Origin of the sequence: Vreelandella neptunia, assembly GCF_034479615.1 — a bacterium.
In the GTDB taxonomy this organism is placed as follows: domain Bacteria; phylum Pseudomonadota; class Gammaproteobacteria; order Pseudomonadales; family Halomonadaceae; genus Vreelandella; species Vreelandella neptunia.
Genome location: NZ_CP140255.1, coordinates 2,737,313 through 2,754,406 on the forward strand (window position 1 = coordinate 2,737,313; position 17,094 = coordinate 2,754,406).

At 55.1% G+C, this 17,094-nt stretch carries 15 protein-coding genes; 7 read left to right on the forward strand and 8 right to left on the reverse strand.

Translation table 11 applies throughout. From position 1 onward, the window contains the following. Positions 1-17: 17 nt before the first annotated feature. The 3 genes from prpC to SR894_RS12750 form a co-directional block, all read right to left on the reverse strand. Positions 18-1,145, reverse strand: coding sequence for a bifunctional 2-methylcitrate synthase/citrate synthase (gene prpC / locus SR894_RS12740; RefSeq protein WP_133732756.1), 1,128 nt, complete (start codon positions 1,143-1,145; stop codon positions 18-20). A 321-nt stretch (positions 1,146-1,466) separates the two neighbouring features. After that, positions 1,467-2,357, reverse strand: a complete 891-nt coding sequence (gene prpB, locus SR894_RS12745) for a methylisocitrate lyase (protein WP_133732757.1) — start codon at positions 2,355-2,357, stop codon at positions 1,467-1,469. A 35-nt stretch (positions 2,358-2,392) separates the two neighbouring features. After that, positions 2,393-3,130, reverse strand: coding sequence for a GntR family transcriptional regulator (locus SR894_RS12750; RefSeq protein ID WP_133732758.1), 738 nt, complete (start codon positions 3,128-3,130; stop codon positions 2,393-2,395). 233 nt (positions 3,131-3,363) lie between these two features. Here SR894_RS12750 and pabB point away from each other — a divergent pair, with 233 nt between their 5' ends. After that, entirely contained in the window at positions 3,364-4,719 is a 1,356-nt protein-coding gene (gene pabB / locus SR894_RS12755) for an aminodeoxychorismate synthase component I (protein ID WP_133732759.1), read from the forward strand. Between the two features lie 131 nt (positions 4,720-4,850). Next, positions 4,851-5,471, forward strand: a complete 621-nt coding sequence (locus SR894_RS12760; RefSeq protein ID WP_133732760.1) for a phosphoadenosine phosphosulfate reductase domain-containing protein — start codon at positions 4,851-4,853, stop codon at positions 5,469-5,471. 14 nt (positions 5,472-5,485) lie between these two features. Here the strand turns inward: SR894_RS12760 and cysB are convergent, their stop codons facing one another. Next, entirely contained in the window at positions 5,486-6,460 is a 975-nt protein-coding gene (cysB, locus tag SR894_RS12765; RefSeq protein WP_133732761.1) for an HTH-type transcriptional regulator CysB, read from the reverse strand. 389 nt (positions 6,461-6,849) lie between these two features. Between cysB and trxA the strand changes: the two genes are divergently transcribed. After that, positions 6,850-7,173 (forward strand): thioredoxin, encoded by a 324-nt coding sequence (gene trxA, locus SR894_RS12770; protein ID WP_007113240.1) that lies wholly within the window; start codon positions 6,850-6,852, stop codon positions 7,171-7,173. Between the two features lie 70 nt (positions 7,174-7,243). Here trxA and SR894_RS12775 read toward each other — a convergent pair whose 3' ends face one another. Then, complete coding sequence (locus SR894_RS12775; RefSeq protein WP_133732762.1) at positions 7,244-8,347, reverse strand: AI-2E family transporter; 1,104 nt, start codon at positions 8,345-8,347, stop codon at positions 7,244-7,246. Positions 8,348-8,550: 203 nt separating this feature from the next. On the opposite strand from SR894_RS12775, the gene SR894_RS12780 reads away from it, so the two are divergent. Continuing rightward, positions 8,551-9,408, forward strand: a complete 858-nt coding sequence (locus SR894_RS12780; RefSeq protein ID WP_133732763.1) for an SIMPL domain-containing protein — start codon at positions 8,551-8,553, stop codon at positions 9,406-9,408. Here the strand turns inward: SR894_RS12780 and serS are convergent. From serS to SR894_RS12795, 3 genes are all read right to left on the reverse strand, one after another. Then, the gene (gene serS, locus SR894_RS12785) at positions 9,353-10,630 is read right to left on the reverse strand and encodes a serine--tRNA ligase (RefSeq protein WP_133732764.1); all 1,278 of its coding nucleotides are present in this window, start codon (positions 10,628-10,630) and stop codon (positions 9,353-9,355) included. The genes SR894_RS12780 and serS overlap by 56 nt on opposite strands. A gap of 312 nt (positions 10,631-10,942) precedes the next feature. Then, positions 10,943-11,206, reverse strand: coding sequence for a Txe/YoeB family addiction module toxin (locus SR894_RS12790; RefSeq protein WP_133732765.1), 264 nt, complete (start codon positions 11,204-11,206; stop codon positions 10,943-10,945). Beyond that, positions 11,203-11,445, reverse strand: a complete 243-nt coding sequence (locus SR894_RS12795; RefSeq protein WP_133732766.1) for a type II toxin-antitoxin system Phd/YefM family antitoxin — start codon at positions 11,443-11,445, stop codon at positions 11,203-11,205. Before SR894_RS12795 ends, SR894_RS12790 begins: the two co-directional genes overlap by 4 nt. 347 nt (positions 11,446-11,792) lie before the next feature. Here SR894_RS12795 and SR894_RS12800 point away from each other — a divergent pair, with 347 nt between their 5' ends. From SR894_RS12800 to ydiJ, 3 genes are all read left to right on the forward strand, one after another. Further along, complete coding sequence (locus SR894_RS12800; RefSeq protein WP_133732767.1) at positions 11,793-13,040, forward strand: dicarboxylate/amino acid:cation symporter; 1,248 nt, start codon at positions 11,793-11,795, stop codon at positions 13,038-13,040. Positions 13,041-13,195: 155 nt separating this feature from the next. Further along, entirely contained in the window at positions 13,196-13,786 is a 591-nt protein-coding gene (locus SR894_RS12805) for a DUF4202 domain-containing protein (RefSeq protein WP_133732768.1), read from the forward strand. Between the two features lie 126 nt (positions 13,787-13,912). Continuing rightward, positions 13,913-17,023, forward strand: coding sequence for a D-2-hydroxyglutarate dehydrogenase YdiJ (gene ydiJ, locus SR894_RS12810; RefSeq protein WP_133732769.1), 3,111 nt, complete (start codon positions 13,913-13,915; stop codon positions 17,021-17,023). Positions 17,024-17,094: the final 71 nt, after the last annotated feature.

Below are 17,094 nucleotides of genomic sequence, written 5' to 3' on the forward strand. Positions count from 1 at the left end.
ACCGGGCAGCAGGCGGTTCAGTCTCGCGCTTCTATCGGCACCCACTCGCTCTTCTCAGGGCCAGTGTAATCGGCGCTAGGGCGAATAATGCGGTTATTGGCGCGCTGCTCAAATACGTGCGCCGCCCAGCCAGTCAGCCGTGACATCACAAAAATCGGCGTAAACAGCTTGGTGGGTATATCCATAAAGTGATAAGCGCTGGCATGGAAGAAGTCTGCGTTACAGAACAGCTTCTTCTCACGCCACATGACCTCTTCGACCCGTTCAGAAACCGGGTAAAGCACCTTATCACCCACATCATCAGAGAGCTTCTTGGACCAGTGCTTGATAATCGCGTTGCGCGGGTCGGACTCGCGATAAATCGCATGACCAAAGCCCATGATTTTATCCTTACGCTCCAGCATGCCCATGATCTTGCTTTCTGCTTCTTCTGGCGACTGCCAATCCTCGATCATCGCCATGGCCGCTTCGTTGGCACCGCCATGCAGGGGGCCGCGCAGCGAACCAATCGCACCGGTCACGCAGGAGTGCATATCGGAAAGCGTTGAGGCGCAGACCCTGGCAGTAAAGGTAGAGGCGTTAAACTCATGCTCAGCGTAGAGAATCAGCGATACGTTCATGACCCGCGCATGCAGCTCTGAGGCGGGCTCGCCGCGTAGCATGTTAAGGAAATGGCCGCCTACCGAGTCGTCATCGGTCTCGGTATCAATGCGCACGCCGTCGTGGGTGAAGCGGTACCAGTAGCAAATAATCGAGGGCAGCACCGCCAGCAGCCGATCCGCAACGTCTTGCTGCTGATCAAAATTCTCCTCGGTTTCCAGATTGCCCAGCATTGAGGTGCCGGTGCGCATTACATCCATGGGGTGGGCGTCTTTGGGAATCTGCTCGAGCACTGTTTTCAGTGCATCGGGTAGGCCACGCAGGCTTTTCAGCTTGGCGATGTAGTGATCCAGCTCGGCTTGATTGGGCAGTTTGCCTTTTAACAGCAGGTAAGCCACTTCTTCGAATTTGGCTTTTTCGGCCAGCTCTTTGATATCAAAGCCACGGTAGGTCAGGCCTGAACCGGTTTTGCCTACTGTGCATAGCGCGGTAGAACCAGCGCTCTGGCCACGCAGCCCTGCGCCTGTCACGGGTTTATCAGCCATGGTGTGTCTCCTGTTACTGCTATTGTTTTTAAGTATTTAGGCTCTTCGTCATTCGGTATGGAATTATTTCTGACAGTCTGACAGTTGACCTGTGGGAGGTAGCTTTAGCTCGCGACCGTTTAGCCTGACAACACCGGGGTACCTTCGGCACCCTTCGTCGAAGTGTCGAACCACCGCTGGAAGCGGCCTCCCACAACAGAAAGCTGGCTTAGTGGTTTCTGTCTGAACCGTGAGGCACAAAATGTGCCGGTTAATATTAAATCCACTTTAGATGACGAATAACCATTATTTAATGTTGCCAAGTCGTTAAGCGGCACTTGGTTACTGGTCATCACCTTTCTCGGCAAACAAAGCATCCAGCTTCTGCTCAAAATCGTGGTAGTTCAGAAAGTCGTAGAGTTCGTCGCGTGTCTGCATGATAGGCACGACGTCTTTTTGATGGCCGTTGTCGAGGATGCTTTGATAGACCTGCAGTGCCGCAGCGTTCATAGCGCGGAAGGCCGAGAGCGGGTAAAGCACCATGCGGCAGCCAACGTCACCAAGTTCCGTTTGCGTAAATAGCGGAGTAGCGCCGAACTCGGTGATGTTAGCCAAAATGGGCGCATTGACCCGTTCACAGAAGGCTTTGTAATCATCCAGGGTATGAACCGCTTCTGCGAAGATGGCATCTGCCCCTGCTTCCACGCAGGCGTTTGCCCGCTCAATGGCCGCATCGAGTCCTTCTTTTTGAAACGCATCGGTGCGGGCAATCAAATAGAAGTCGGGGTCGATCTTGGCATCGGCGGCAGCTTTAATGCGGTCGACCATCTCCTGCTGAGAGACAATTGCTTTATTGGGGCGGTGGCCACAGCGCTTTTGGGCCACCTGGTCTTCCATATGTACCGCGGCCACGCCAGCGCGCTGCATTTCTTTTACTGTGCGTGCAATATTGAAGGCACCGCCCCAACCGGTATCGATATCCACCAGCAGTGGCAGCTCGGTAGCGCCGCAGATACGGTGGGCATCTTCCACCACGTCATTCATGGTCGTCATGCCCAGATCCGGCAAGCCGAAAGAGGCGTTGGCGACGCCGCCACCAGAGAGATAAATGGCTTGGTGGCCAACCTTGTCGGCCATTAGCGCTGTGTAGGCATTAATGGTACCTAAGATCGGCAGCGGGCGGTTAGCCTCAAGCGCGGCTCGAAACCGGGCGCCGGGAGTCATCTGGGACATGGGCGTTTCTCCTATTGCTAATTTCTAGTTATGTTTTAGCTTTGTGATGTAGATGCTGACTGTTCTAAGGCCGCTGCATAGCGATCCGCCACATTGGCGCGAGAGGCGCTGACATGGCGGCGCATGAGCAGCTCGGCCAGCTCCGCATCACCGGCTTCAATGGCATCAACAATGCGATGGTGCTCCACAAAGGCGCGCTGCGGTCGCGTGCCGCTGGCACTGAACTGAGTGCGATAAAGGCGCACAAGGTAGTAAAGGTCGTCGCAGAGCAGGTTCATTAGCATCTTGTTATGGCTGCCCTGAACGATGCAGTAGTGAAAATCGAGATCACCTTCGCGCTGGTAGTAAGCTTCGCCGCGCTTTAAATCGGCTTGGCCTTCGTGCAGCGCCAGCACATCCCGCAAACCCTGAACCTCTGCCGGTGACATATGCTCAGCCGCCAAGCGCGCCGCCATACTTTCCAGGGCTTCACGCAGGTCAAACAGCTCTAAAAGCTCCTTCATCGAGAGCTTAACCACCCGGGCACCCACATGAGGAACGCGCTCGATGAGGCGGTGGGCTTCCAGGCGCCGCATCGCCTCGCGCAACGGCCCTCGGGAGATACCATAGGTTTTAGATAGCCCCGGCTCGGTAATCTTACTGCCGGGAGCAAGCTCGCCGCGTACGATGGCATCTTGCAACTGATGAAATACCCGCTCGGCGAGCGTGCGTACTTCAGGGGTTGCCATTTCATGCGGCGAGGCGTCGGAATAAGAAGAAATGGGTAAGCTCATGGCAAATTGTCGACAATTAGAAACATAGCGAAACTTTAGCCCCGCGAACCACAGCCGTCAACCTGCTTATAAAGCGACTTTATACATCTTTCGTTGTAGGCAAAAAGTCTATCTGCAAAAACAGTGTCAACAATCATGTTTCGAGCGTGAGAATTGCGTCAATCGCATGACTGGTGCCGATCTTCAACGACCTCTACCATATGCAGCCCTCTTACCGGCCAGGCGTTTGCTTAATGAACCAGGCGTTGACGATCACTGCCCTGCCCTATTCACCCGACCCACTGGGAATATTTGCCTGCCTACGTGCCAGGCCCGGTGCGGTGCTGCTCGATAGTGGCCGCCCTATCGCCACCGGTCGCTTTGATATTATCAGCAGCGACCCGCTTGCCACGCTTGAAGTGGCTCATCATGGCGAAGCAAGCATGGCATCAGATCAGCTTAGCCCACCGGCGCACATAACTAGCGATGCGTTTGCCCTGCAGCAGTGGCTACTGGATCAACTGGATATTCCTAATGAAACCAGTGAACTCCCTTTTCTAGGCGGGCTAATAGGTTACTGGGGCTACGATTTAGGGCGTAAAGCCTTATCGATCAAGAGTACTCAGGCAAGCCCTGTCACGTTACCGCAAGCCCGTTTGGGACTTTACGACTGGTGTATCACCCTGGATCACATGGCCCAGCAGGCGTGGTTGATCGCCACCCCGCAGCGCCGTGAGCAGGTGGAAAGCTGGCTTATCCAGGCGCCAGCGCCGACTTGCGCGTTTACATTGACGAATAGCTTTAAAGCAGAACTCAGCCATGACCAATACGTCGCACGCTTTAACGCTGTGCAGCGCTATATTCGCGCGGGTGACTGCTATCAGATCAACCTGGCTCAGCGCTTTTATGCCGACTACCAGGGGGATGAGTGGCAGGCGTACCTACAGTTACGCAAAGCGACCCCCACGCCCTATTCAGGTTTTATGGCCTGGGGCGATAAGGCCGTGCTGTCACTTTCCCCCGAACGGTTTATTCAGTGCCGCAACGGCGAGGTGGAAACACGGCCAATTAAAGGTACCCGCCCGCGAGGCGCGACGCCTGAAGAGGATCAGGTGCTGGCGGAACAGCTATTGAGCAGCACTAAAGATCGCGCTGAAAATGTGATGATCGTTGACCTGCTGCGCAATGACCTGGGTCGTGTCTGCCAGCCCGGCTCCATTCGCGTTCCGCAGCTATGCCGCCTAGAGAGCTATCCTAACGTGCACCACTTAGTCAGCGTGGTGCAAGGAACGCTGGCCGGCAACTACACCCCTCTGGCACTGCTTAAGGCGGCCTTTCCCGGCGGCTCAATTACCGGCGCCCCAAAAATTCGCGCGATGCAGATCATCGATGAACTAGAACCCTGCCAGCGCAGTGTTTATTGTGGCAGCCTTGGCTATGTCGATGTGCGCGGCAGCATGGATACCTCCATCGCTATTCGCACCATGGTAGCCGAGGCGGGAAGACTGCATGTATGGGGCGGCGGGGGTCTAGTTGCAGACTCGAAAGCGGACGAAGAGTACACGGAGACACTGGATAAAATTCGTCACCTTATAGGCGCTTTGGAATAAGCAGCGCGAGCTCTATATCAAAAAGGAATATAAAAGCCAAACTAAATGGTATTGGGGTTCGCTGCCTCCTGTTTGGTAGCCTAGTCAGTATTATTTAACTTTCGATATTTAATTCTCGATTAGGAGGCAGTATGTCCTCAGAGCTTGAAGCGATTAACAGAGATTTCGCAAATAACCCTCAAGGGTTAGTTGAGTGGGCGCTGGCCCAGGGTGCACGGCCTATTTGCACCACCAACTTTCGCCCCTTTGAGGCAGTGATTCTGCATATGGTTAGCCAGGTGCGTCCGGATATTCCCATCGTGTGGATGGACAGCGGCTACAACACCGAGGCAACTTATCAATTCGCTGACGAGGTGATAAAGCAACTCAACCTAAACATTGTGAGCTTTGTGCCCCGGCGCACACGCGCTCACCGTGAAGCGCTGGAAGGCCCCATGCCTGATATCGATGACCCGCGCCACGCGGCCTTTACTCAGGAAGTCAAAATTGAGCCCTTCGAACGCGCACTGCGTGAAATGCAGCCCGACGTATGGTTCACAGCACTGCGTGCTGAAGACACCCCCGAGCGCGCAAAAATGCAGCCGGTTAGCCGCAACAGCGATGGCCTATTGAAAGTCGCCCCGCTGCTGCAGTGGAGCGCCAAAGATATGTACCAGTATCTACAGGCGCATAATCTACCCAACAACTTCGACTACTTCGACCCTACCAAGGTGGAAGAGAAGCGCGAGTGCGGGCTGCATTTACAGCACTAACGCCACACTGCGGGTTAATACTCTGGCAGGTTCAGGTCGTCAAACAGCGACTGCTCATGGCGCGGGCCTGCCGTCAGTGCCTCATCAACCCGGTCACGGGTTAAGTGAGGCGCAAAGCGCTCCAAAAAGTCATACATGTAGCCGCGCATAAAGGTGCCACGGCGGATACCAATTTTGGTCGTGGAGCTGGCAAATAGATGGCTCGCATCCAGTGCCACCAAATCCTCATCAAGCGCCTCGTCCACGGCCATATGGGCCACAATTCCCACGCCCATGCCCAGCCGCACGTAGGTCTTGATCACGTCGGCATCTGCGGCGGTTAGCACCACATTGGGCGTTAACCCTTTCGCTTTAAAAGCATCGTCTAACTGCGAGCGACCGGTAAACCCGAATACGTAGGTAACCAAGGGATGCTCACCAAGTGCCTCAAGGGTCAACGGGCCCTGATGAGTCGCCAGTGGGTGCCCCTTAGGCACCAGAACGCAGCGGTTCCAGCGATAGCAGGGCAGCAGCACTAAATCGGTAAATAGCTCTAACGACTCGGTCGCGATGGCGAAATCGGCCTGCCCTTCACTGACCATCTGTGCGATCTGCTTGGGCGTACCCTGCTGCATATGTAGGGCAACATCGGGGTATTTCAGGGTGAATTCGCTGATAATGGGGGGCAGCGCGTAGCGAGCCTGGGTATGGGTCGTGGCAATGGCCAGGCTGCCGCGGCGCTCATCGCTATGCTCCTGGGCCACCTGCTTGATGTTTTCGGTGAGGCGTAGTACCTGCCCGGCCAGGTCGATAATCGACTGCCCAGCAGGCGTCACTCGTGTCAGGTGCTTGCCGCTGCGTGCAAAAATCTCGACGCCAAGCTCATCTTCTAACAAACGAATCTGCTTGGAGATACCCGGCTGTGAGGTAAATAAATTCTGTGCTGTGGCCGAGACGTTCAGGTTATGTCGATTGACTTCCCAGATATAGCGTAGCTGTTGTAGCTTCATATCCTCACCTTATTTATTCTTTATACAGATCCATGTAGACCGTATTTCGATGTAGACCGAACCTTTAAGCACACTCATGCGCGGTGGCTACATCACGTCTGACTGGTGGCGTTGATGACTAGGCACTCTAAAGCACCATATAGAATAAAAAACACCATGATAATATCTTTATATTATAAAAAAAACGCCCTACCAGCACTCATTAATTTCTGCTATTTAGTTAACTCATCATGCAGGAAATTTGCCAGCAACCTTCGCGCCCGCTAACATCTGCCCACGCTTATCGCGATAGACATGAGGCGTGGTGAACGAGCGCCAATTGATCGCGTAATGACCGTTGCTCCATTTGAGGCAACGAAACAGTAAGAGCAACGCAAACGGAGAAGCAAATGGCTAATAATGTTGATGTCACCAACGCCAATTTTGAGCAAGAAGTCCTCAACGCTGAACAGCCTGTGCTAATGAAATTCTGGGCGCCGTGGTGTGGCCCGTGCAAAGTGATGGCCCCGGTCGTTGATGAAGTGGCTGCAGAACGTCAGGAGAGCCTGAAAGTCGTTAGTGTCAATGTAGACGACGCACCTGAAATTGCTGCCGAACAAGGCGTGCGCGGCGTACCTACCGTCATGCTGTTTAAATCCGGCACCAAAGTCGCTTCACTGGTTGGCGCGCAATCTAAATCACAACTGACCCAGTTCATCGAACAAAACGCTTGATGGATGAAGGTGTTTAGCACTTGTAAAAGCCGCCGACTCTGTCGGCGGTAACAGGCCCTAAATTTTCTGCTTAATTTTTACGTTTCCACGGTGGCAGACTAGCATCACCTGCCCGAGTATCTTTCACACGGCGCTTTCCAGGCCCTAACAGCCGTGCGATCCAGCGTGTTTGTGGGTGGCTATCGAGGGCAATCTTTAGCGTCATCGTCAGCACCACCGAAAGTAGCATTCCCGCCGCACCAAAGATCCATCCCCATACCACCAGCGATAAAAACGCCACAAACGTGGAAAGCCCCAGCGCTTGCCCCATTACCCGCGGTTCGATCAAATTGCCGAGCACAAAGTTGATCACCAGATAAGCGGAAGCCAGCAGTAGTGCCTGAAAGGCGCCGCCATCCTGGGAGACCAAGAGCAATAGCACGGGAGGAATGGCAGCAATGGCTGAGCCGATATTGGGTATAAAGTTAAGGGCAAACGCCAGCACGCCCCATAGCAGCGGAAAATCCACCCCAACGACCATGCAAGAAAGCCAAACCAACGCGCCCGTTGCCAGGCTAATAACCGTCTTAACAGCCAGATAGCGCTTCAGCGTTAAGCTGAACTCACTAAAGCGTTTCAAGCTAGGTGCAGGATTTTCCAAGGCACGGGAAATTTTGTCGCGCACATTGAGGGTTTCAAACAGCATAAAGATGACCAGTAACCCGACAATGATGCTCTGCATAAAGAGGTTACCAAGCTGGCTCAATACCTCTGGCATCCAGGAGCCTTCATCATCCATCTCAAATAGCGAGTTGATCTGATCAGGATTAATCGCTAGCCCCCGAGAAGAGAGCGCATTGAGCAAATTCCAATACTGTTCATAAAGCCGCGATTCTATCTCCGGCAACGCCGTTACAAAGGTACTAAAGCTATTGACCACCAGCAGGCCAATCAGTGATATAAACGCCAGCAACACCATCAATGTCAGAAATGCCGACATTCGCATGCTCAAACCACAGCGATGCAGCCACTGCACCGGTGAAGTACATACTACTGCGATAAATATCGCGAGCAGCAGCGGCACTAATAAATCTGCACCGGCTTTCATTCCTGCAATAATCACCACCAGCGCAGCGAGTGCCAAGGTGGCATTGAGTGGAATACTGCGGTAATCCTCGTCCGACAATTTCGACATGATCCATCCCTAGCCTGTTGTCCATATATAATGGCTGCATTCACCATATTGCACAAACCGTGCAAATAATAAGCAACTGTTTTGCATCCACTCTTCCGTGCTGAACTTTCCTTTCTACTTCGCTTCCAAGTTGCGTCTACCTGAATGATTTACACCCGGTTTAACTTGGCGACACCACTGCCCGCCCACTAAGGAAAACATTTATGCAAGCCATACCAGCTAAGCTTCAAAAATCAGGTACTAAACGTTTACGCAATGGCATACTAGGCAGCGCACTATTGGCTCTAGTTAGCGTGCCTTTTGCACACGCCTCGCCGTCGCACCCACCCCAGCCAAGCCTGCATGTTCAAGCGCAGTCTTGGGTTGAGGTAGAACCCGATAAGGCCACCCTGAATGCCCGGTTATGGGAAAACACGCCCGCCCTTTCCACCTTGGAAGAGAGTGATAGTAGCGCACTTAGCGATGCCCGCGAGCGTTTAGAGACCCGCGCCAGCGAATTAATCGAGCAAATGGAAGCCACTGGCCTAAAGCGTAACGCTATCAATGCAGGCTCGTTAAATGTCTATCCTGAACATATTCAAGGGCCACGCAATGAAGATGGCGAGCATGAGACCTTGCAACGCACGCGTCTTGAGCGCCCGATCACCGTCGAACTCACCGACCTCGAACAGTTAAGCGAAGTGTTAGACGCGCTAATAGCCGCTGGTGTTAACTCATTGGATGGCGTGCAGTTTGACCTACAAGACCGCGACGCTGCCACTGACGAAGCGCTAGTCAAAGCGTTGGAGAAAGCGCAACACAAAGCAAACCTGATGGCCGACAGCTTAGATGCGGAACTGGGCCATGTGCAGCGCATTGAAGAGACGCAATCGCCTATCTTCCAGCCGCGCATGATGTCAATGCGGGCAGAAAGCGATGCCGCTGGCGCTAGTCAATCCGGTGCCGCCAGTGATTACAGCCCCGGCACCATTCGTATTGATGCCGGGGTTAGCGTTGAGTGGGCGCTTAAAGGGCCAGACGCTCCACGCCGCCCAAATAGCGACGTAGCGGCTCAGGAATAATCACCGAGCCATCCGCCTGCTGGTGGTTTTCAAGCACCGCCAGCAGGCAACGACCGACCGCCAGCCCCGAACCGTTCAAGGTATGCAGCAACTGCGGCTTTTTGGAATCCGGATGGCGATACCGCGCTTGCATACGCCGGGCCTGGAAATCTTCGCAGTTAGAGACCGACGAGATCTCCCGGTAAGTCTCCTGACTGGGCAACCACACTTCCAAGTCATAAGTCTTCGTGGCCCCAAAGCCCATATCCCCAGTGCAAAGCGTTACTACGCGATACGGCAACGCCAGCGCCTGCAGAATCGCCTCCGCATGGCCGCGCATCTCTTCCAGCGCTTCGTAGCTCTTCTCCGGCTCCACAATCTGCACCATCTCGACTTTATCGAACTGATGCTGGCGGATCATACCGCGGGTATCACGCCCGTGTGAGCCCGCCTCACTGCGGAAACACGGCGTATGAGCGGTAAGCTTCATCGGCAGCGCTGCCTGTTCGACAATTTCATCGCGCACAAAGTTGGTCAACGGCACTTCTGAAGTGGGGATCAGGTGGTACTCGCGCTCATCGTCCAACTTGAACAAATCTTCGCCAAACTTCGGCAGTTGGCCGGTGCCCATCAGCGAATCGCGGTTGACCATGTACGGCACGTAGCACTCTTCATAGCCGTGCTGCTCGGTTTGGGTATCCAGCATAAACTGCGCCAACGCGCGGTGCAGGCGCGCTATCGGCCCGCGCATGACCGCAAAGCGGGCACCGGTGATTTTCGCCGCCAGCTCAAAATCGAGATAACCCGACTTCTTGCCTAGATCAACGTGATCCAGCACCTCGAAATCAAACTCCCGCGGCGTGCCCCAGCGGTGAAGCTCGACATTATCGTCTTCGCTTTTGCCTTCCGGCACGCTTTCGTGGGGCAGGTTGGGAATACCACTGATAGCGTCGTCCCACTCTTCCTGGACGTCGGCCAGCTCACGCTTGGCTTTATCAAGGCGATCACCTAAATCGCTGACTTCATCCAGCAGCGGCTGAATATCTTCCCCGTTGGCCTTGGCTTTACCAATCGCCTTGGAGCGCATATTGCGCTCATTTTGCAGCTGCTCGGTTTGCGTTTGCAGTTCGCGGCGACGCGACTCCAGCGCCTGCAATCCCGCTTTATCAAGCACAAAGCCCCGGCGGGCCAGTTGTTGAGCAACCGTGTCAAGATCACCGCGCAGCAGTTTCGGATCGAGCATGAATCCTGTCCCTTGGCCTGAAAACAATAAGAGCAACGCGCCAATGCGCGTGCATAAAGGGGCCTATTGTAGGCAAAAGCGCGGCGGGGAGCCATGGCCGGAGTCAGTTGGCATGCGTTTAGCCACGCTAGAAGGTTGAATCGACCAACTATTATAGAGCGTCACCATCCAAGTAGTGCCGCTGAAAGAGTGCAACACCAGATAAATGTGTACTAGCGCCACACTCAAGTAGCGCGAGGTAAGCCTACGGCGCACCCGAGAATACAGCGCGCAGCGCTGCTTAGATGATCGGCAACTGCGGCTAATTATGCATTATTCGTAGTGGCTCCAAAGCCGGAGCACTTTAATTACCCCTTCGTCTTCAAGTACCTGGTAAACCAAACGATGCTGAATATTGATGCGCCGTGAATAAGCCCCCGCAAGATCACCGATGAGCTTCTCAAACGGAGGCGGTTTCCGATACGGATCTTCAGCGATCAGTGCTAGCAGCTCCTGTGCCTTTGGCTTCAATCCACTGGAGGCTAACTTCTTCGCATCTTTCTGAGCGTGTTTGGTGTAAACCAACTTCCATGTCACCAGTCCAACTCCTCATCGCACTCATCCACTGGTGTCTCCATTCCATCACGAACAGACTCTCGCATCCCTGGAACAGAAAGCAGGAATAGCGTCTCCTGAATGGCAGACCAGTCCTCCTCCGCCACCAGAACGGCTTTATTCCGCTTGCCCATAATGACAATGGGCTGATGAGATTCGGCAGTCTCATCAATCAATCGATAAAGATTGCTGCGCGCCTCTGTTGCAGATATTCCGGTCATAACGCACCTCTAATTTATCCCGCCTCACATTTATTGTACGCCATATGGTACGTACGTCAAAACGAACGCAATATTCAACCCTTTTAAGACTCGAATTAAATCACCACAACTCAGAGCTTGGTTCTGATCGTTATATTTCAAAATAGCTATAGCGTGAACCCTCAACCTCAATTAGCGCGTGGTATTCCTGTGACTGAGCAGCATCTAACTCTCGGATCTAACGCATGAGCTATAACCACTCGGCATATCCATCCCAGCCCATTAGCCAAAAGTGATAGAGTGCCCGCCGATTCGACTGGCGAATCGATAAATAATAGGTTTTCACACTTTTTGACAGGAGAAACGCAGTGCAGGAGACAGCACAGCAGGGAAAGTTTGCTTGGTGGCGACGAATTGCCCTATGGAAGAAGATTCTCGCAGGGTTGGCGCTGGGTATTTTGGCAGGTGCGCTATTAGGTGAGAGCGCCAGCGTGTTTAAACCGCTGGGTGATATTTTTATTAACGCCATTATGATGCTGATTGTGCCGCTGGTGTTCTCCACCCTGGTGGTGGGTATTACCTCCATGCGCGACCCGCAGAAAATGGGCCGTATTGGCGCGCGTACCATTACGCTCTACTTGGTCACTACCGCCTTTGCTATTTCCATCGGTCTGGTACTTTCCACCCTGCTGCAGCCAGGCGTGGGCGTTGATTTAAGCTTCGACTCTGAAGTGGCCGCTAGCGAAGCACCATCGCTGGTCTCTATTCTGGTTAACTTAGTGCCGCGTAACCCGCTGGACGCCCTGGCCAACGGCAACATTATGCAAATCATTGTGTTTGCCATTGGTTTGGGTATTTCGCTGACGTTGATCGGCGATAAAGGCGAGCCGGTCATGAAGGTATTTGACAGCTTTGCCGAGGCGATGTACAAGCTCACCGGCATTGTGATGGCCTTCGCGCCCTTCGGCGTCTTTGGCTTGATCGCCCACGTCTCCGGCCAGTACGGTTTAGAGATACTGCTGCCGCTGGCCAAGCTGATTGGCGTGGCGTACCTGGCCAGTATTCTCCACGTGCTGGTGATCTATTCAGGTTTTATCTCGCTATTGGGGCGGCTAAACCCAATGCGTTATTTACAGGGCAGCCTGGACGCTATTGTAGTGGCGTTCTCATCCGCCTCTTCTGCGGGCACCCTGCCGGTCTCTATCCGCTGTGCGCAGAAGAATCTGGGTGTTTCCGAAGGGGTTTCAGGGTTTGTGCTGCCCGTGGGCGCCACCATCAATATGGACGGTACCGCGCTTTACCAGGGCGTGGTGGTGCTATTTATTGCCCAAATGACCGGCACTGATTTGAGCATGATGGATTATGGCATGATTGTCGCCACTGGCACGCTGGCATCCATTGGCACCGCAGGCGTTCCGGGCGCTGGCCTGATTATGCTCTCGATTGTAATGGCCCAGGTTGGCCTGCCGCTGGAAGCTATCGCCGTGGTCGCGGGGATTGACAGGATCCTTGATATGGCACGCACCAGCGTCAACGTTGCGGGCGATTTGATGGTCACCACACTGGTAGGTAAAAGCGAGGGTGAGCTCAACGAAGACATCTACAACCGTTGCTAATGTTAACGCTACATTTATAGTGTATGAAAAGGCGTCCGCTGTGATTAGCAGCGGGCGCTGCGCCCTCCCCTTTTCACAACCTTCCCTACAGCAGTTGTGATTCGCACAGTTTCTCGGCAACCTATTAGCATCATTTCTAGCCGAGCAACGCAGCTATGCCTACCGCTTTTGATCAAACGCTCGCCGCCATCGATGCCCTACATGCCGAGGATCCGCGCTCCACGACGCTTGCCGATGGCACCTCCATGCCCCAGGAACTGGCTTATGCCCAGCGCATGAGCGACTGGCTAGACCGCGTGCATGACGCGCCCGATGACGTGCTGCGCTTAGCCGTACGCGCACAGCACTTACAGCGCTGGTTAGTCCCGCGTGAGGAGTACCCCGAAGGGCGCGTAGGCTACTTAACCTGGCGGCGCGACCAGGGCAAGCGCGCAGGCGATACCACCGCCCAGCTAATGCGCGACGCAGGCTACAGTGACAAAGAAGCCGAGCGCGCCGCAGCGATTATTGGCAAGAAAGGCCTGGGCCGAGACCCCGATGTGCAGGCGCTGGAGGATTGCGCCTGCCTGGTATTTCTAGAGAACTACTTTGCCGACTTCTCGCGCAAGATCGAGCACGACCACATGGTACGGATCGTGCAGATGACCTGGCGCAAAATGTCGCCCCGCGCCCACGACATGGCCCTAACGCTACCTATGTCGGACGCCTCATTAGCGCTGGTGAAAGAGGCTCTGGGAGTGGATTAAGGAGAGGAGTAAGGTGTGGGGTAAGCTACAGAGCAATGCGCTACCGTGAGATGCAGCGGGGCAGCCGCTGCGGTAAAGTAGCGGTCTTCTTTTACTGCGCCCCCGGCACTGACGGCTTGATCAACTATGATTGCATCCTTGGACACCCGTACCGCCCCGTTTGAACGCTTGGGCAATGAGTATGTACGTTTTCTACAGGCGCTTAAAACGCGTGGCTTTGAAGGCGAAATCGCTCCCGACTATGCCAACCGTACGGTGTTGGCAACGGATAACTCGATCTACCAGCGCCTGCCCCAGGCGGCGGTCTACCCCAAGCATGCCGAAGATATAGAGCGCCTTACCCGGCTGGCGGCCCAAACCACTCACCGCAGCATTGTATTAACGCCCAGGGGCGGCGGTACCGGCACCAACGGCCAGTCGCTCACCGATGGCATCGTGGTGGATGTCTCCCGCCATATGAATCAGATCCTAGAAATCGATGTGGATGCACGGCGGGTGCGCGTTCAGGCGGGCGTGGTGAAGGATCAATTAAACGCGGCGCTCAAACCCCACGGGCTGTTTTTCGCCCCGGAGCTTTCGACCTCCAACCGCGCCACTATTGGCGGCATGATCTCAACCGATGCCAGCGGCCAGGGCAGCTGCGAATACGGTAAAACCCGTGATCACGTGTTGGAGCTCGATACCATTTTGATCGGTGGAAAGCATCTGCACAGCCGCGTATTAACACAGGACGAAGAGCAGGCTGAGTGCCAGCAGGAAGGCATTCTGGGCCGCGTACATACCACCGCCGCCGAGATTATCGACCAGCAGCGCGACTTGATTGCAGCCAAATTCCCGCCGCTCAACCGCTGCTTGACCGGCTACGATTTAGCCCACCTGCGCGACGACGAGGGGCAGCTCAACCTCAACAGCCTGCTGTGCGGCTCGGAAGGCTCGCTGGGCTTTTTAAATGAAGCGGTGCTGAACGTGCTGCCGATTCCCAAGCACTCCACCCTGGTCAATGTGCGCTATACCAGTTTTATGGATGCGTTGCGGGATGCCAAAGCATTAATGACTGCCAGCGCGCAGCCTACCTCGATTGAGACCATCGACGACAGCGTGCTGCAACTGGCGATGGAAGATTTCGTCTGGGACAGCGTGGCGGAGTTCTTCCCGGCGACCGCTAACACGGCGATTCGCGGCATTAACCTGATTGAGTTTAATGACGACGATGAGAGTGCCCTCGCCGAGCGAGTTCGCGCCTTCACCGAACACCTAAGCCAAGACACCACCGTTGAGCGCCTAGGCTACACCCTGGCCGAGGGGCGCGGGCAGATCCAGAAAGTCTACGCTATGCGCAAGCGCTCGGTGGGTTTGCTCGGCAATGTGCAGGGCGAGAAACGGCCCATTCCGTTTGTGGAAGATACCGCCGTGCCACCGGAGCATCTGGCCGAGTTTATCGCAGAGTTCCGCGCCGCGCTGGATGCCCGAGGACTCTCCTACGGGATGTTTGGTCATGTAGATGCAGGCGTGCTGCACGTGCGCCCCGCCATTGATATGAAGGATCCCGAACAGGAAAAACTGATTCGCGCGGTGTCCAATGAAGTGGCTGCGCTGACCCAGAAATATGGCGGCCTGCTGTGGGGCGAACACGGCAAGGGCGTACGCTCCGAATATTCGCCTAAGTTCTTCGGCGAACTCTATCCCAGCCTTCAGCGGGTAAAAGCGGCTTTTGATCCTTATAACCAGCTTAACCCTGGCAAGATCGCCTCGCCCGCCGAAAGCGGCGAGCTCATCGCCAAGGATAGCGATCCCGATCTGTTGACGGTCGATGGCGTGCCCATGCGCGGTCAGTTTGACCGCACCATCGACGAGCGCGCCTGGCAGGCCTACGACGCCGCGGTGTACTGCAATGGTAACGGCGCCTGCTACAACTATGACCTTGATGACCCCATGTGCCCTTCCTGGAAGGCAACGAGGGATCGTCGCCACTCGCCCAAAGGCCGTGCCAGCCTGATCCGCGAGTGGCTGCGGCTGCAGACCCAGGCGGGCATCGACGTGGTCGAAGAGTCGCGTAAGAAGAAAGCCGAAGGCGGCTGGGGCTTTATTAAGAGCTTTCCGCTGCGGGTGGCGAACACGCTAAGCCGCAAGCAGCACCACGACTACTCCCATGAGGTTTATGACGCCATGGCGGGCTGTTTGGCGTGTAAGTCCTGCGCGGGGCAGTGCCCGGTTAAGGTCAACGTCCCCCAGTTTCGTTCGCAGTTCTTGGAGGTCTACCACGGCCGCTACCTGCGCCCGCTGCGCGACTACGTGATTGGCGGCACTGAATTTATGCTGCCCACCCTGGCCAAGGCGGCACCGCTGTATAACGCCGTGATTGGCCAGCGCTGGGTAGAGCAACTGATGCGCCGCACCTTGGGCATGAGCGATTCTCCGGCGCTTTCACGGGCCAGTGTTAAAAAGCAGCTCAACGCCTGGGGCGTCGCCGAGGCAACGCCGCTCTCGCTTACCCTGTTAACCGAACAGCAGCGCGCTAACAGCGTGATTATTGTCCAGGACGCCTTCACCACCCACTTTGAAGCCAAGCTGGTCATGGACGTGGTAGAGCTGCTATCGCGTCTGAATCTACGCGTGTTCGTGATGCCCTATTCGGCTAACGGCAAACCGCTCCAGGTTCAGGGCTTTTTAGGCGCCTTCGAGCGCACCGCCGCCAAGCAGGCCGAGCGGCTACGCACCTTGGCCCGCTTTGATATCCCCCTGGTGGGCATCGACCCAGCAATGACGCTTACCTACCGCCAGGAGTACATCAAAGCACTAGGCAATGAGGCGGTACCGGAGGTGCTGATGCTGCAGGAGTGGCTGGCAACCCGCATTAATACGCTTGCGCCCAGCCAGCTCAAGCTAAACGACCCAGGCTTTAAGCTGCTCTCCCACTGCACCGAGAAAACCAACGCGCCGGGTAGCCCTAAAGCCTGGCAGCAAGTGTTTGCGGCGTTTGGGTTAGAGCTTGAGCTGATGGCCACCGGCTGCTGCGGTATGTCCGGCACCTACGGCCATGAAACCCGCAACGCCGCTACGTCAAAAACGATCTACGCCCAGTCGTGGCAGCCCCAGGTCGAGGCAGAGGAAAACAGCGGCAAACTACTGGCTACCGGCTACTCCTGCCGAAGCCAGGTAAAGCGCTACTCGAGTCAGGTAATGCCGCATCCTTTGCAGGCGCTGTTAGCCGCAGTTAAGAGAGCAGCTCCGCTCTAAAGCTTGTACAATAAACACCTCTTGTATAATGTTGAGTGAGTTAACGGCGTGCAGTGTAAAAAGCTGTCACG

Bases quoted from the DNA above. Each gene is read 5' to 3' on its own strand.
- serS (WP_133732764.1), bottom strand. From the start codon at position 10,630: ATGCTCGATCCGAAACTGCTGCGCGGTGATCTTGACACGGTTGCTCAA.
- ydiJ (WP_133732769.1), top strand. From the start codon at position 13,913: ATGATTGCATCCTTGGACACCCGTACCGCCCCGTTTGAACGCTTGGGC.
- cysB (WP_133732761.1), bottom strand. From the start codon at position 6,460: ATGAAGCTACAACAGCTACGCTATATCTGGGAAGTCAATCGACATAAC.
- prpB (WP_133732757.1), bottom strand. From the start codon at position 2,357: ATGTCCCAGATGACTCCCGGCGCCCGGTTTCGAGCCGCGCTTGAGGCT.
- SR894_RS12760 (WP_133732760.1), top strand. From the start codon at position 4,851: ATGTCCTCAGAGCTTGAAGCGATTAACAGAGATTTCGCAAATAACCCT.
- SR894_RS12750 (WP_133732758.1), bottom strand. From the start codon at position 3,130: ATGAGCTTACCCATTTCTTCTTATTCCGACGCCTCGCCGCATGAAATG.
- pabB (WP_133732759.1), top strand. From the start codon at position 3,364: ATGAACCAGGCGTTGACGATCACTGCCCTGCCCTATTCACCCGACCCA.
- SR894_RS12805 (WP_133732768.1), top strand. From the start codon at position 13,196: ATGCCTACCGCTTTTGATCAAACGCTCGCCGCCATCGATGCCCTACAT.
- SR894_RS12775 (WP_133732762.1), bottom strand. From the start codon at position 8,347: ATGTCGAAATTGTCGGACGAGGATTACCGCAGTATTCCACTCAATGCC.
- SR894_RS12795 (WP_133732766.1), bottom strand. From the start codon at position 11,445: ATGACCGGAATATCTGCAACAGAGGCGCGCAGCAATCTTTATCGATTG.
- prpC (WP_133732756.1), bottom strand. From the start codon at position 1,145: ATGGCTGATAAACCCGTGACAGGCGCAGGGCTGCGTGGCCAGAGCGCT.
- trxA (WP_007113240.1), top strand. From the start codon at position 6,850: ATGGCTAATAATGTTGATGTCACCAACGCCAATTTTGAGCAAGAAGTC.
- SR894_RS12780 (WP_133732763.1), top strand. From the start codon at position 8,551: ATGCAAGCCATACCAGCTAAGCTTCAAAAATCAGGTACTAAACGTTTA.